Here is a 15,450-nt window from a genome sequence, read left to right as displayed (position 1 = left end):
AGCGCCCTCAGGGTGACGCCAGGCGCCTCCGGCGCGATTATAGGATCTTGTATCTGAATCCTGCCTCACGGGATCCTCACGAATCTTGTGTTGGCGAGGAGCAGTTCCAGCAAGATCAACAGGGCGCCAACTAACAACCAGGGGTAAAACTTTTCTGCATAGCGGGCATAGGCCACCGTCTCGATTTCTGTCTTTTCCAGTTCATCGATTTCGGAATAGATCTTTTCAAGTTCGTCCTTGTTCTCGGCGCGGTAGAAACGGCCGCCGGTCTTCTGGGCAACAGCCTTCAGAACATCCTCATCGATACCTTCTTCGGGGGTAATATCACGTTCGCCCCAGCTAATATCCCCTGTCCAGGGGTTCTGCTGGAAGGCCAGAATCTTGCCATTGCGCTTACCCACGCCAATGGTATAAACCTTTACACCCAGGGACTTGGCCACTTCGGCGGCACGAACCGGCGGAATCACGCTGGCGTTATCCTTACCGTCGGTCAAGAGGACCACCACCTTGGACTTGGCCTCGGACTTTTCGAGTCGTGCCAGGGCGTTCATCAATCCATCACCGATAGCGGTACGGCCGGCAATAACGGAATCCTTGGCCAGTTCATCGCTGGCGCCCAGGATTTCAAGAAGGCTCCCGTAATCCAGAGTCAGGGGGCACTGGGTCATGGCGCGGGAACCAAAGGCCGACAGGCCGATACGGTCGCTATGGCGCTTCTTTATAAAGTCTGCGATGACCTCCTGAGCGTACCCCATACGGCTATACTTCCAGTAGGCTCCGGTCTTCAAAATTCGTTCGGCATTCATGACCCCAAGTTTTGCCTGTTCGGCGCGGGTCAACATATCCAAGGTACCCATGGAGCCCGAAACGTCCAAGGTCAGCATGATATCGACGCCATCGGTAGAGGTGTATTCCACTTCCATGGCATTCTGGGGGCGGGCCAGGGCAAAAACAAAACAGCAGAGGGCAGCCAGTCGCAGGGCCGGCACAATGTGGCGGAACTTGACACGACGGCTGGGGACCGCCTTCTTGGCGATGGACAGGGCAGGGAACTTGATGGTACTCTTGCGGCGTCTATTGCGGTAGATATAAGAGGCAATAAGAATAGGAACCAGAAGCAGAAGCCAGAAGGCCTCGGGATTCTGAAAATGCAAGGTACCGATATCCATAAAAAACTCCAAATGACATCAAATATTCGTTTAGCGGTTCATAATATACAAAAAAAGGCCCCCCTACTTACGTAGAGAGACCTTATCTTAAAAATCAGCTCTTAAAAAAGCTTAGAATTTAACCACAGTCCAGCTTACGGGCTTTGCTTCTTCGGGGTTTGCCATGCCAGTCTTGTTCTTGGGCAGCACGTAGAAGGAAACCTTTTCAGCAGAAGTGATAGAAGAAGGCAGGTTAGTCAGAGTTTCAGAGTAGCTGGTGGAAGACGTGTAGGTGAACTGGACGAAATCGTTGGATTCGTCGGTCTTGTAGTAGATTTCGTAGGTATCTACATCACCAGTGGGAGCCTTCCAGGTCAGGTTCAGGTTCATCATGGCCAGGAGTTCAGAATCGCTATAGCCATAGTCTTCTTCGTATTCAGGATCATAGCCGGTGGTATCCACAAAGACCTTCAAGTTGGAGACCTGACCAGGCAGGGCAACGGAACCGATGGTGAATACGTCAGAGTAGACAACCTTGCCACCTTCCTTGCTGTAGGCAACACCGTTAACGGTGTAGGAAGCGTCATCGCTCCAGCTACCGGAAACCGGTTCGATAACCACAGTCTTCTTGTCCTTAGACAGAGACTGGGTGGTAAGAACAGCATAACCGTTACGCTTGACAGTCCAGTTGTTCAGCAGGGAGTCTGCATCCAGAGCGGTAGAGAAGGTCAGTTCGATGTTCTTGTCGGTATCCATCTTGCTGAGATTGCTGCTCAGGAAGTGAGGAGCCTTGGAGTCACGCTTCAGGACCAGCATGTCCATATCCTTGGAAGAACCGGTACGGACACCCACAGCGGAAACGGAATTTTCGGGAATGTAAATCTTTTCGTCGATGGTAGACTGAACAGTTTCGATGCTAAACTCAACCTTTTCGGCCACGTCTTCGAACTTGTAGGAGCCATCCTTGCCAGTCTTCATTTCGATTTCAGACGGGAAGATGGAAGCTTCGGGGTAAGAAAGGATCACGGTCACGTTCTTGGCCGGGTTCAGGTTGCCAGTTTCGGCATCGCGGTAGTAGACGTTACCGGAAACGGTGACGCCAGCCTTGTACATGGGAATGGTCTGCACCACGTCAGGAACGCGGGACACGTCGTTTGCACCGGTTTCTTCGACGCTGACATAGGAACGGACAGTTGCGTAACCGCTCTTGGAAACTTCGAAGATGTAGCCACCGATATCGTTATTGTCAAAAACGACATAACCGCTGGAATCAGTCTTTTCGGTTGCGGCACTGTACTGAGAGCGGACAGAAGCACCAGCGACCGGAGTGTTGGCATCGCCATCCATCACGGACAGGGTAATCTTGCCCTTGCACTTGGCTTCTTCAAAAGAATTGACGACAGTGTTGTCGGAGCAGGCTGCGAGCATAGCAATAGCAGCTGCGGGAACGAGAATCTTTTTCATATTTTCCTCTTTAGGTTAAATCCCCTATTGGACTCGCATACAATATAGCATATTGCGTAAGATTTTTATTGCCTTTTCGTCAATTCCACAAACCTGATTTAAGCCTTATTGAAAAAATCCAGAATTTTTTGCTTATACTCGTGAATTTCGTCATAGGCGGCATGGCCCAGCCCCTCATACATGAAGAATTCGCTGGGGACGTTTTCGGCCTGGAGCTTGGCAAAAATCTTTTCGGAAGCAACAGTCGTGACTACGGAGTCATTACCGGCAGCGATCACATAGACCGGACACCTGATCTTGCCCAAGTCATCGTAAGTATCCACTCCGGCACAGGCGGCAGACATAATGGAAAAACGATGCATTTCTTCGGGAGTCACACCGGAATTCATTTTCAGCAGCACCTTGCGCCAGCGATCCACGAATTCCTTGCTGAAGCAGTTGTCGATGAAGGAATTCACCAGTTCCTCGGCACGGCCTTCAATAGCCATGTCGGTCCAGCCGCCGATACATTCCAGCTGGCGGGGTTCCGCACGGGAAGAGGAAGAACCAAGTACCAGCTTACGGATCAGTTCCGGATGGTTGATGGCCATGTACTGGGCCACCATGCCGCCCTGTGACGAACCAAAAACGTCAGCGTCCTTGATTCCGAGGACCTTGAGGGTTTCGGCCAGGTCTTCGGCCATTTGCGAAATGGGGTACACTTCCGGAGGGTTCTTGATTCGATCAAAAAGGTAGCAGGTATAGTCCTGCTTAAAAATCTTATAGCCAACTTCAACCGACGAAGCCGAGTTCAACACATTCTTGAGGCTAAGACCAGGAATAATGATGAACGTCTTGGGACCATCACCAAACTTAGCATATTCCATTTCAAACTTTTCGGTTTTTACCGATAGGATTTCTGCCATAACGACCTCCGTAAGGAGCTCAAATATAGTAAATTCAGAACGTCAAATTTTTATTTTCGGTCCATCATGAAATTTCAGCATTTTACATTCAATCCGTTCGGCGTGAACTGCTTCGTATTGAGCAACGAACAGGGCGATGCCATCCTTATCGATCCCAGCGTTTCAAACACAATGGAACAGCAGACATTGGACAAGTACATCAAGGAGAATAACCTGACGGTGCGAAGGATGCTGAATACCCACCTGCACCTGGACCATGTGCTAGGCAACGCCTTCGTGGAACGCACCTACGGCGTAAAGGCAGAAGCCCACCAGGAAGATGAATTTCTTTTGGATCTGCAGGAAGAACAAAGCGAACTTTATGGGTTACCGTTTGAGGATCCCGCCCCCGCCCTGGGGGACTATATCGCCGAGGGCGATACAGTGGAAGTCCCCGGAGTAAAACTCCATGTCCTTCACGTGGCAGGCCACTCCCCCGGCGGCGTCGCATTCTACTGCGAAAAGGCTTCACTGCAGTTAGCTCCATCAAAAAGCATCGAGGTTCCGCTACTGTTCTCGGGAGACATCCTCTTCGCCGGAAGCCGCGGACGCTCCGACCTTTTCGGAGGCGACGATCACGCCCTGGCAACGGGAATCAAGAACAAGCTGTTGACACTGCCCCCAGAAACCATCGTACTCCCCGGCCATGGTCCAAGCACAACCATCGAAGAAGAAAGAAAATCGCAATTCTGAGCGAAGAGCGGGGAACGATGAGCCGTGAGCGACGAGCTAGATAATCGCGCCAACGGTGCCTAAGTTGTTAACTCATATCTCGTAAATGATAATTTTCTCTAGGCGATAGGCTTCAGGCGTTCAGGGTCTCGTGCATTCATGGGATTCTGAAACAAGTTCAGAATGACACGTCAAAAGATCTCTTCACTCTTCACTATTCACTGCCTACTTCTTCTCAACCACTTTCCCCAGGGGGGTCTGCATTTGTCGGCGGAAGTTGGCGTAGATGCTGGGAGAGGTGATGTGGTACAGCGATTCCTTCACCATGGTCTCTACGTTAAAGGCCAGGGAATCGAAAACATACTTGTAGCTTTCGATGGTATCGTCGAAGCCGATGACGTAAGGACGGGGGTAGCCCTTGTCGCTATAGATGTCCAACAAGGTCAAGGCCACCCAATCGTTAGAACACACAAACGAATTGAGGGTCGCCCCATCCAATAGCCGTTCCACCATGGCACGCAAATACGCCTGGGGAGTGACGCCCTCTTCGGCGGCCACATCGGGAATATCAAAGGGACTGGCAAAGCGGTCATCCACCAAAGGCAAAACTTCCAATCCAGAAATTTCCAAACCTTCCATTCGGGCCTTAGACCAGAAGCTGTTATGGAAGGGCGAAATAAAATGCACCCTCTGCAAGCCCTTGGACTTCAGGTGTTGCGCCACGATAACGCCCGCTTCCTTACCAAAGGCCACATTGTAGAACGCCCACTTCTTTCGGTTCTGTGTCGTCTTGGGAACATCATTGGGGGAATACTCCCACCACACCGAAATGGGGCCCGTGAACTTTGCAAAATGATTGAACAGGTTCGAGGGATTGAACACCAGCCAGGTCGACAGGAATGCACCCAGACAGTGAACGTCATCCCTGGGAACAAAGGGGCGTCCATCCGAAGCAAACAGGGTATCGCTGGATTCGTGATAGCCTACGAAATGCACCGCGATTTTCTGTTCCGCTGCAAACTGGGACATCATGCGGAATACTTCGGATTCACGTTCCGCATCGATCCTAAAATGGCCATGTTCATCGGAACGGTGGACGAAAATAATGTAGTTGGAAAATCCGACCGGACGTTCTTCGTTAAAATAATACTTGGCCCCCACCTGGCGCAGCACGCCGCGGGCCACCTGGGCGCTTAAAAAATTCTTGACGCTGTAGGGCGAAACCTTGTAGCGGATCGACAGTTCCTTAATAGAAGGCAAACGTTCGAAGGCATTCAGGAATCCCGCTTCCAGGTCTCTGGCGAACTGGGCTTCCACTACGGAATTGGTATCGCTCTTGGGAACCGACATGGCCACGGGCAGATCGCCCCAGAAACAGCCCTTGCCCTGATAAGACTTGATAAAGCCCTCGTCCGAAAGTTCCCTATAGGCCTTGTGGACGGTAGCGGTAGAAAGCCCCAACTGGGCAGCCATCTTACGAACCGACGGCATCTTGTCGCCATCGTTAAAACCGGCTGCGGCAATGGACTTCTTTACGTCTTCAATTAGCATGTCTATTCCCTCTTTCACCCTAAACTATAATAAATTTATACGAGCATGCAGCAGAGCAAGGGAAGAATTTTGTGGATTGACGAGTTCAAGGGATTCGTCCTGTTACTGGTGTGCCTATTCCATGTGGAACAGTCCTTCAAGAATATCGACTTCGGGATGTTGCACCTGAGCGCCATGCGCATGTCCGCCTTCTTCTTTATTTCCGGGGTGCTGTTCAGTACCCGCCGATTCAAGGATTTCAAGAGCTACGCCCTCCACAAGACCGAAGTGCTGCTCCTCCCCTACATCTGGCTTTCGCTGCTGTTCCTGGTCCTAGATCCTGTGGTATGGAACTTTGACTGGTTCCCCCGAGCCCCCAAGATGCAAGTATTGACAATCCGGCCCGAAATCCACACCCTCAAGGATTATGTAGGATGGAACCTGGCCAAGATATTCGTGGCGGGGAAATCCTGCATCGGGTCGGGACCTATCTGGTTTGTATTTACGTTGTATTCCATCAGCCTGATGTTCTTTGGAGTACAAAAAACCAGCGTCATTCTGAGCAACGCGAAGAATCCAGTCCTTCAGAAAATAATTGTAGCCGCCGTTGCCGCAAGCAGTTTAATCGCTGGTTGGTTGCTTTTCAAAAACCACATCCGCCTGCCCCTGGGAATCGAACGTGACCTGACCTGCCTTGCCTTCTTCGCCCTGGGCAACCTCTGTAAGGAAGCCATCCAGAAGTTAAGCAAGCATTCCCTATTGACTTTCTTTTTAACGATTGCGGCACTAGCCCTCTACATCTATTTTGAAAAGCCAGATCCCTGGTTCAGCATCATGAACAACGACCTGGGAAAAGATTTGCCCCAGTTCATATTGAGTTCCATTTTTGGTATTTTGACGCTGATCGGGGCCTTCCAACTTTTTTCAAAACTGCCGGATGTAAACGTCCTGCGCATCGTCAAGGGAATCCTGCGGAACATCTCCCGGAACGCCCTGATCATCCTGGCGGTTCACTGGTGGGCGCTGCTGGTGTTGCGAACCGTATTCAAGCCTCAGCTGGACAAACCTATTATCGCCTACCTCTCGATCCTGATCGTAACCGCATTCTCAATCGGAGCCATTCCCCTGTTCCGCTGCAAACTCTACAAAGTCATCGGCAAGGAAAAGACAACCGTCAAGGAAAGCCTGAGCATTAAGTGAGAATTCATATCTCGTAACTCATATCTAATCTACAGTGCTCTTAGCCAGGCCATGAATTTTTTGCTGTCGGGGTCACCGATTTTACTTAGGTTTTCTACTTGTTCAAATAAGCATCTGTAAGCGACAAGGCAGTTCTTGCGAGACACGGCGTACTCGGTGCTATTCTTTTTTGAGGTGTTGTTATCCAGGGCCTTACGGCACTGAACATATTGATTATATTCCCGCAGCAAGGTAGCCACCCGTTCATCCATGGCCACTTCCTTCAGCTTTTCCATGGGAATGGCAGACGCGATCCGCACCGCATTTACAATGGTCGCTTTCACTTCTACGACACGATACCCCCACACGGCATCATCAAAGGCTTCTACAAGAGTAGACACCAGTTCCTTGTGTTTGGAGCTATTATAGCGGGCAAGCGATTTTACGCCCAGTCGACATATTTTATATGCATTTACAATATTCCAACGGCATTGAGCAAGATTCAAATTCTTGGGAACCAGGATAACTTTGGACAACGCAGAAACTTGCGCTACATAGTTTTGAACAGCATGGGTAAGCAAGGGATTGGTAATCATCTTTGCGCCCTCACTAATTTCAAGATGTTGCTTCAAAAAAGAAATCATCCCCATGTCACTAAAGTAATTAATCTTTTTATGATTCATGCTCCATAACCTTCATTTACTCAAAATATAGAAAAAGCTTATACTCAACATTTGCATAAATTAATCATACTTTATATTTACTAAAAGCCACCATTTGTATACAAGCGCACAAAAAGTTCCGCTAATTTACTATTACACCGACACATTTCCATGTAAAAGTTCTACGGATTCACATTTCGTATTATGCATTCCCATGTGTTCATGGCTCAAGGCCACTATTGCACACATACATTCCCATGTAAAAGTTCTACGGACTCACATTTCGTATTATGCATTCCCATGTGTTCATGGCTCAAGGCCACTATTGCACACATACATTCCCATGTAAAAGTTCTACGGGCTCACATTTCGTATTACGCATTCCCATGTGTTCATGGCTCAAGGCTACTACTGCACACATGCATTCCCATGTAAAAGTTCTGCGGACTCACATTTCGTATTATGCATCCCCATGTGTTCATGGCTCAAGGCCACTATTGCACACATACATTCCCATGTGTTCATGGGTCAGGGCAACTACTGCACACATGCATTCCCATGTGTTCATGGGCCAGGGCAACTACTGCACACATGCATTCCCATGTGTTCATGGCTCGGAGCCCTATACTATTCAGAGTGTATAATAAACAAATATTTTTTAGTTAGACTTTTAATAAAAACGCTTATTTTTCTTTCTATAATCGGATACAGACTTTGCCTTATTCGAAGAACAATACGTTATCGATTTCTCCTTGATATTCCTTACTTTGGATATACTCGCGTGCAGCAAGACCCGCAACACCTTCGGCAATGATTACAAATTTATTGGGAACTTTCTTAGAAGCTGAATTTTTCCTATTCTGGGACCACTGATTCAGGGCCTTACTAAAAACAGAATTTGCTCTCTTAAAAAGCACATCTACCGCTTCGGAAGGGTCCAAGGAACCATCATAAGAATGGCAATAAAAAGCCGTAAAGAACAACAGGAGGGATATTGCTTTGTTCGTTTTTTCTCCGAGAAAAACAACCGCTAAAATTTAGAACTTGCAAATCTTGCGTTTTTGTGTTTTTTCTTACATTTTCACAAATGATTCCGAAAGCACCCGTTTTTTCACTTTATCTGCAAAAATTCTATTCTGCATTACCTATATTTGTTCACATGAAATCAAAGTTCATTCTTTTTACGGTGTTTGTTTCCTTGCTTTGGGCTTGTTCCGAAGATAGCCCTTCGGAGCCTAAGGACACTTTTGACGCAAACGTCGTCTGCCCAGCCGAAGGGACGAACGCATACGGCGAACCGAGCCGAGGTTCATTCACTGATGAACGCGACGGACAGGTGTACAAGTACACCACAATAGGCAACCAAGTGTGGATGGCTGAGAACTTGAAATTTGACGCACCGTACAGCCTATGCTATGCCAGAGAAGAAAATTTTTGCGAAACGTTCGGCAGGTTCTACACTCTGTACGTAAATGGCGATTATTTTGCCCTCATTGATCAAGTTTTGGCGGACACCATTTGCCCTGCTGGGTGGCATGTGCCTTCGGTGGATGAATGGAATGAATTGGCGAATAATGTTGGGGAAGGTAAAAAGGGAAGTGCCAGATTAAAGTCATCCAATGATTTTGGAGAATATTATAACTCTGGTTCTGATGATTGTAGTTTTAACGCCCTGCCTGCAGGATCCTGGATGTTAAACGGAGAACTTTTGGGAAATAGAATTTATGCTATTTATTGGACTTCTACAAGAAGAAGTTATGATACAATGTATGCCTATAATCTTGGAAGTCAGTCAATAGAAATAAATCGCCCCAGAATGACTATTAGGTGTCTAAAGAATTAACATTCACATGAAATCAAAGTTTATTCTTTTTACCGCTTTTGTTTCCTTGCTTTGCGCGTGTTCCGAAGATAGCCCTTCGGAGCCTAAGGACACTTTTGACGCAAACGTCGTCTGCCCAGCCGAAGGGACGAACGCATACGGCGAACCGAACCGAGGTTCATTCACTGATGAACGTGATGGACAGGTGTACAAGTACACCACCATCGGTAACCAAGTGTGGATGGCCGAGAACCTTAATTTTGACAATGGTTCTCCCTGCGCCAAGGAATCCTGTTCAGAAAAAGGTCGAGAATACACCCCGATGGACGCGCAAAACGCATGCCCGAATGGCTGGCATTTGCCTACAGAAATAGAGTGGAACATACTTTTTGATAATGTTGGTGGAATAGATATCGCAGCAGCCCGCCTAAAGGCAACCGAGGGGTGGACACCCTTGAACCCGGGACAAGCCTCAAATGGGACGGACGATTGCGGCTTCAGCCTTTACCCAATCCCTGTAATAGACAATTTTGTAAACCATTTCAAATATACACCAGACAAAGCAATTGATGGCTACATTGCCTTAGTGTGGACCGGGAATCCCTTAGATTCAACACTCGGATCACCATCTACATACGGTGTATTATTTGAAACACAAAAAAATTCTGCGTTAATATACAGATATTACCACGAAGATTATCAATCCATCCGCTGCGTAAAAGACTAGAATCCAACATACCAATTCAAATCATTCCATCACCCCCTCTGCTTACTAACCACTAACTACTAATCACTTCCTCATGGCTAGAGCGCGCAAGACAATTACCCCGGATCCGTATGCAAAACCGATAGCAAAGGTTCTCTCCCCCGAGCAGAGCCTTCCGGGCAGATTGCGTCAGTTCCAGGCGCCCACCCGCGCCAACTTCGAACTGGTTTCCCAGTACGCCGCCGCCGGCGACCAGCCCAAGGCCATCGAGCAGATTACCGAAGGTTTCAAGCAAGGCGATCAATTCCAGACACTGCTTGGCGTAACCGGTTCCGGTAAGACGTTTACCATGGCCAACGTCATCAAGAATGTAGGCAAGCCTACCCTGATCCTGACCCACAACAAGACCTTGGCCGCCCAACTCTACCAGGAATTCAAGGCTTTCTTCCCCAAGAATGCGGTGGAATATTTTGTCAGCTATTACGACTATTTCCAGCCCGAAGCCTACATTCCCCACACCGATACCTTTATCGAAAAAGACGCCAGCATCAACGACGAAATCGACAAGCTGCGTCTGCGTGCAACGGCTAACCTGCTGACCCGTCGCGATGTCATCATCATCGCTTCCGTCAGCTGCATTTACGGTTTGGGAAGCCCCGCGGAATACTTCGACCTGATGGTCCGAATCAAGAAGGGCGACATCAAGGACCGCGACGACTTGCTTCATGAACTGGTCCGCATCCAGTACACCCGTAACGACTTCAGCCTGGAACGCGGAACCTTCCGCTGCCACGGCGACGTCATCGAAATCCACCCCAGCTACGACGAAGACGGCATGCGCATCGAGCTGTTCGGCGACGAGGTGGATCGTCTGGTGCGCTTCAACATCATTACCGGCGAGGTCATCCAGGAGCTGGACGAAATGACCATCGCCCCGGCAAAGCACTTCGTCACGAAGGAAGAAGGCCGAGCCGGGATCCTGCAGCGCATGCAGTTGCAATTGACGGACCGCCTTGCGGAACTGGACAAGGAAGGCAAGGTCCTGGAATCCGCCCGACTGAGTAGCAGAACCCGCTACGACATGGAAATGATCCGCGAGACCGGCATGTGCTCCGGCATTGAGAACTATTCCGCCCTTATTGAAAACCGCGGCCCCGGCACCCGCCCCTTTACCCTCATCGACTACTTCGGCGATGACTGGCTTTTGATGGTAGACGAATCCCACGTGAGCATCCCCCAGGTAGGCGGCATGGCCGAAGGCGACAAGAGCCGAAAGACCACTCTGGTAAATTACGGTTTCCGCCTCCCCTGCGCTCTTGATAACCGCCCCATGAACTTCAAGGAGTTCGAATATATGTACCCCAAGCAGGTGCTGTTCGTCAGCGCCACCCCGGGGGAATACGAACTTGAAAAGACTGGTGGCGTAGTGGCCGAGCAGATTAACCGCCCCACCGGCCTATTGGATCCGAAGATCGAGATGTTCCCCATCCAGGGACAGATGGACGTTCTGCTTTACCGTATTGACGAAGTGGTGAAGAAGGGAGACCGCGTACTGGTTACAACGCTGACCAAGAAGATGGCCCAGGACCTTACGGACTATTTTGTGGAAGCGGGCATCAGGGCCAAATATTTACACAGCGACATCAAGACCCTGGAACGTCACGACTTGATCAAGGGGCTGCGAACCGGTGAGTTCGACGTGCTGGTGGGAATCAACCTTCTGCGTGAAGGTCTGGACCTTCCGGAAGTCAGTATGGTGGCTATATTGGACGCCGACAAGGAAGGCTTCCTGAGAAATTACCGCAGCCTGATCCAGACCATGGGCCGCGCCAGCCGTAACGTAAACGGAACCGTATTGCTGTTCGCCGACAACATGACCGACAGTTTGCAGAAGGCCGTCGACGAAACCATCCGCCGCCGCACCCTGCAGGAGGAATTCAACAAGGAACACGGCATTACGCCAAAGTCCGTTTCCCGCAAGCTGGAAGGGGACCTGGTCATCAACGATCCGCTGATGGACCTGTGGCGCGGCGACAAGACTCCCAAGGCAGCCGAGGACCCGGATTTCGACGCAGATTACGGTTTCGCCGACAACGACGAAGATGGGGATGTCCCCCTGTTCAAGGGCGCCCCCATGGGCAAACCCAAAAAATCCTCGAACCTGAAAGCAATGCCACCTCACACCTCAAAGCGAAGCGACCTGTCAATCGAGGAGCTGGAAAAGCAGATGAAGGCCGCCGCGGCCAAGCTGGATTTCGAGGAGGCAGCCCGTCTCCGCGACCTGATCCGCGACCTGGGAAAGTGATTTTACCCCCTGCGGAACCCTTTTTAGTATGCTTTTTTAGCCTGAATTCACAACATTTTCACGTTTTTTTACACCTATTTAATAGGTCCCCTAGTCCGTTTTGGAATATTTTTGTGTATTTTCAATGGGCAAAAAACATTTAGAGAGAGGAATCTATATGACTTTTAATTTCGCAAAGACCCTTATGATGGGTTCCGTGATTACCATGGGCGCTTTCGGCCTCATCGCTTGCGGTGATGATTCCGGTAGCAGCGCACCTGCAGATGAACAGCCGGGCAGCTCCGCCAGCGCCGACGCCACCCAGGATATTTCTATCAGCGCAACCAACCTGGGTTCCAGAACTAGAGGCATCGGTATCAACGCCGAAGTAATTTTTAGCGGCAACTTCGACATCGACCTGAGCGCACAGCAGACCGGCGAAGCCACCGATATCAGCTTCACCGCCATTTCCTATGACGTGGCCTACGGTACCGTGGTTCCGGGCGAAAGCTACAGATCTCTGGGCGACCTGACCGCCCACCAGGAAGTCAGATTCCCCACCAAGATGATCGACTTGGGCTCCGCCAACTCCGCCGGCGTTTCCATTTCTCTTGCAAATCCCGCTCTTGACCCGGTCGGCTGCGGCACTTACACCTTGGTCGTCAAGGTTTCCGCTGTCGATACCGAAGGCAACGACAAGGTTTCCAACCAGTTCATCACCTTCGACCGTCCTGAATCTTTCTGCAAAACCAGCGAACCGGAATCTTCTTCTTCTGAAGACGTAGTCGAAGAAGTTCCCATGACCAACTGCCAGGTTGAACTTTCTACCAACATGGCTCCGGGTCTCGACCTGGCAACCTGCACTGCAGTGGACGCTGCTTCTGCAGCAACCGCCGACGTCATCTTCACCGCAGCAAATGGCGACATCACCATGTCTAGCGGCAACGGCGCTATGTTCGGCAAGCTGGATGCAGACTACTCCGTAGGCTACTGGCCCGAAACTGCAAACAACCGCACCTTGGCTTACAAGAGCGACTTCCCGTATCGTGCAATTGCAAACGCAAGCTTTGCAAACATGATCGAAAGTGCAGAACAGATCTATGTCATCCAGACCGCTGCCGGCGGCTTCTACGCACTGGGCTTCGCAACCGAAACCTCCTACAAGAAGCTGACCAACAACGACTACTCCTTCTCTATCAAGCTCTACAAGCCTGCACAGTAATTCCTAGCGAATTTCTCCTTTTAAGGGCTTCCCGTTTAGGCGGGGAGCCTTTTATTGTACCCCACATTTTTCTATTTTTTAACCGTAATTTAACGCGCCCGGAAGGTCCGGGCATAACTGGAGTAAACTATGCTTAAGAAGCTTTCCAACTTCCCTGGTATCAAGGGTCCCGTTGTCACTATCGTGATGGACGGTTATGGTTTCAACCCCAACGAACAGGGCAACGCTATTGCCGCTGCTCGTAAGCCCACTCTGGACGCCTTGTTCGCCAAGTACCCCAACGTTCTTCTGAACGCTCACGGACGCGCCGTGGGTATGCCCACCAACGAAGACATGGGTAACTCCGAAGTCGGTCATAACGCTATCGGTGCTGGCCAGGTTTACAACCAGGGTGCCGCTCTCGTTCAGGACGCAATCGTTTCTGGCGATATCTTCGGCCGCGACGCCTGGAAGGAAATTTCCGCCAACGTTCGCGAAAAGAACTCCGTGCTCCACTTCATCGGCCTCTTCTCCGACGGTAACGTTCACTCCAACATTTCTCACCTGAAGGCCATGGTGGCCCAGGCTAAGAAGGAAGCCGTGAAGAAGGTTCGTATCCACATCCTCCTGGATGGTCGTGACGTTCCTGAAACTTCCGCTCTGGACTACGTCGAACCCTTCGAACAGTTCCTCTCTGAACTCCGTTCTTCTGAATTCGACGTTTGCATCGCTTCCGGTGGTGGCCGTATGCAGATCACCATGGACCGTTACAATGCTAACTGGAAGATGGTTGAACTCGGCTGGAAGACCCACGTTCTGGGCGAAGGCCGCATGTTCGAATCTGCAAAGCAGGCTATCGAAACTCTCCGTGGCGAAACCAAGGCTATCGACCAGGATCTTCCTCCGTTCGTAATCGCTGCCAACGGCCAGCCCGTGGGCACCATCAACGATGGCGACTCCGTGGTGTTCTTCAACTTCCGTGGCGACCGCGCTATCGAAATCACCCGTGCCTTCGAAGAAGAATCCTTCAATGAATTTGACCGCGTCCGCTTCCCCAAGGTTTGCTACGCCGGCATGCTCCAGTACGATGGCGACCTGAAGCTCCCCAACCGCTTCCTGGTTCCTCCTCCGGCAATCAAGGAAACCTCTGGCGAATGGTTCGCAGAAACTGGCGTTAAGCAGTTCGCTTGCTCCGAAACCCAGAAGTACGGCCACGTGACTTACTTCTGGAACGGTAACCGTTCCAGCAAGTTCGACGGTGAAACCTACCTGGAAATCGAATCCGACGTTGTTCCGTTCGAACAGCGCCCCTGGATGAAGGCTGCAGAAGTGACCGACGCTATGATCGAAGCTATCAAGAGCGGCAAGTACCAGACGCTCCGCTGCAACTACCCCAACGGCGACATGGTGGGCCACACTGGTTCCTTCCGTGCTGCTACCATGGCTATCGAAGCTGTGGATATCGGCCTCGCCCGTCTCCTCCCGGTGATCGACGCAGCCGGTGGTGTTGCTCTCATTACCGCTGACCACGGTAACGCCGACGAAATGTACGAAATCGACAAGAAGACCGGCATGCCCAAGGTGAACAAGGATGGTTCCTTCAAGGCTAAGACCAGCCACACCTTGAACAAGGTTCCCTGCATCCTGTACGATAACGTTACCGGCGGCAAGCTCTCTCTCAAGGAAGGCAACTGGGGTCTGTCCAACCTGGCAGCTACCACTGCTAACCTCATGGGCTTCGAAAAGCACGAAGCCTGGGATGATTCGATGCTTATTGTTAAGTAGGAATTATGAGTCATCTACACCGACCAAGGTCGGTGTTAAAAAAGGTCGGGCAT

Annotated in this window: 13 protein-coding genes; 7 read left to right on the top strand and 6 right to left on the bottom strand. The window is 50.4% G+C overall.

Annotated elements, in window-relative coordinates; all coding sequences use genetic code 11:
- Positions 1 to 65: 65 nt before the first annotated feature.
- The 3 genes from BUB38_RS06275 to BUB38_RS06265 form a co-directional block, all read right to left on the bottom strand.
- A complete protein-coding gene (locus tag BUB38_RS06275) occupies positions 66 to 1,169 on the bottom strand; it encodes a vWA domain-containing protein (RefSeq protein WP_073158720.1) in 1,104 nt (367 codons plus the stop codon).
- 111 nt (positions 1,170 to 1,280) lie between these two features.
- Positions 1,281 to 2,612 carry a fibronectin type III domain-containing protein gene (locus BUB38_RS06270; RefSeq protein WP_073158717.1) on the bottom strand — a complete coding sequence of 444 codons (1,332 nt, stop codon included), beginning with the start codon at positions 2,610 to 2,612 and terminating at the stop codon, positions 1,281 to 1,283.
- A gap of 98 nt (positions 2,613 to 2,710) precedes the next feature.
- Positions 2,711 to 3,517 carry an alpha/beta fold hydrolase gene (locus tag BUB38_RS06265; RefSeq protein ID WP_073158706.1) on the bottom strand — a complete coding sequence of 269 codons (807 nt, stop codon included), beginning with the start codon at positions 3,515 to 3,517 and terminating at the stop codon, positions 2,711 to 2,713.
- A gap of 66 nt (positions 3,518 to 3,583) precedes the next feature.
- On the opposite strand from BUB38_RS06265, the gene BUB38_RS06260 reads away from it, so the two are divergent.
- The gene (locus BUB38_RS06260) at positions 3,584 to 4,249 is read left to right on the top strand and encodes an MBL fold metallo-hydrolase (RefSeq protein WP_073158703.1); all 666 of its coding nucleotides are present in this window, start codon (positions 3,584 to 3,586) and stop codon (positions 4,247 to 4,249) included.
- A 204-nt stretch (positions 4,250 to 4,453) separates the two neighbouring features.
- On the opposite strand, the gene BUB38_RS06255 is transcribed toward BUB38_RS06260, so the two are convergent.
- Positions 4,454 to 5,779, bottom strand: a complete 1,326-nt coding sequence (locus BUB38_RS06255; protein ID WP_073158700.1) for a GntR family transcriptional regulator — start codon at positions 5,777 to 5,779, stop codon at positions 4,454 to 4,456.
- A 45-nt stretch (positions 5,780 to 5,824) separates the two neighbouring features.
- Between BUB38_RS06255 and BUB38_RS06250 the strand changes: the two genes are divergently transcribed.
- On the top strand, positions 5,825 to 6,958 hold the full coding sequence (locus BUB38_RS06250) for an acyltransferase family protein (RefSeq protein WP_073158697.1): 1,134 nt from the start codon (positions 5,825 to 5,827) through the stop codon (positions 6,956 to 6,958).
- A gap of 29 nt (positions 6,959 to 6,987) precedes the next feature.
- Here the strand turns inward: BUB38_RS06250 and BUB38_RS06245 are convergent, their stop codons facing one another.
- Positions 6,988 to 7,581, bottom strand: a complete 594-nt coding sequence (locus tag BUB38_RS06245; protein ID WP_139258292.1) for a hypothetical protein — start codon at positions 7,579 to 7,581, stop codon at positions 6,988 to 6,990.
- A 737-nt stretch (positions 7,582 to 8,318) separates the two neighbouring features.
- Entirely contained in the window at positions 8,319 to 8,516 is a 198-nt protein-coding gene (locus BUB38_RS06240) for a hypothetical protein (protein ID WP_139258290.1), read from the bottom strand.
- Between the two features lie 170 nt (positions 8,517 to 8,686).
- Between BUB38_RS06240 and BUB38_RS06235 the strand changes: the two genes are divergently transcribed.
- From BUB38_RS06235 to gpmI, 5 genes are all read left to right on the top strand, one after another.
- A complete protein-coding gene (locus BUB38_RS06235; protein ID WP_139258288.1) occupies positions 8,687 to 9,442 on the top strand; it encodes an FISUMP domain-containing protein in 756 nt (251 codons plus the stop codon).
- Positions 9,443 to 9,449: 7 nt separating this feature from the next.
- Positions 9,450 to 10,148, top strand: a complete 699-nt coding sequence (locus tag BUB38_RS06230) for an FISUMP domain-containing protein (RefSeq protein ID WP_073158685.1) — start codon at positions 9,450 to 9,452, stop codon at positions 10,146 to 10,148.
- Positions 10,149 to 10,221: 73 nt separating this feature from the next.
- On the top strand, positions 10,222 to 12,432 hold the full coding sequence (gene uvrB / locus BUB38_RS06225) for an excinuclease ABC subunit UvrB (protein ID WP_073158682.1): 2,211 nt from the start codon (positions 10,222 to 10,224) through the stop codon (positions 12,430 to 12,432).
- A gap of 157 nt (positions 12,433 to 12,589) precedes the next feature.
- On the top strand, positions 12,590 to 13,633 hold the full coding sequence (locus BUB38_RS06220) for a hypothetical protein (protein ID WP_073158679.1): 1,044 nt from the start codon (positions 12,590 to 12,592) through the stop codon (positions 13,631 to 13,633).
- Between the two features lie 129 nt (positions 13,634 to 13,762).
- Positions 13,763 to 15,397: a 2,3-bisphosphoglycerate-independent phosphoglycerate mutase gene (gene gpmI / locus BUB38_RS06215; protein ID WP_073158676.1), complete on the top strand. Its 1,635-nt coding sequence runs from the start codon at positions 13,763 to 13,765 to the stop codon at positions 15,395 to 15,397.
- Positions 15,398 to 15,450: the final 53 nt, after the last annotated feature.

This window comes from Fibrobacter sp. UWH5 (genome assembly GCF_900142505.1).
In the GTDB taxonomy this organism is placed as follows: domain Bacteria; phylum Fibrobacterota; class Fibrobacteria; order Fibrobacterales; family Fibrobacteraceae; genus Fibrobacter.
Note: the sequence above shows the minus strand (reverse complement) of the source record. Positions and strands in the feature narration are given on the sequence as shown.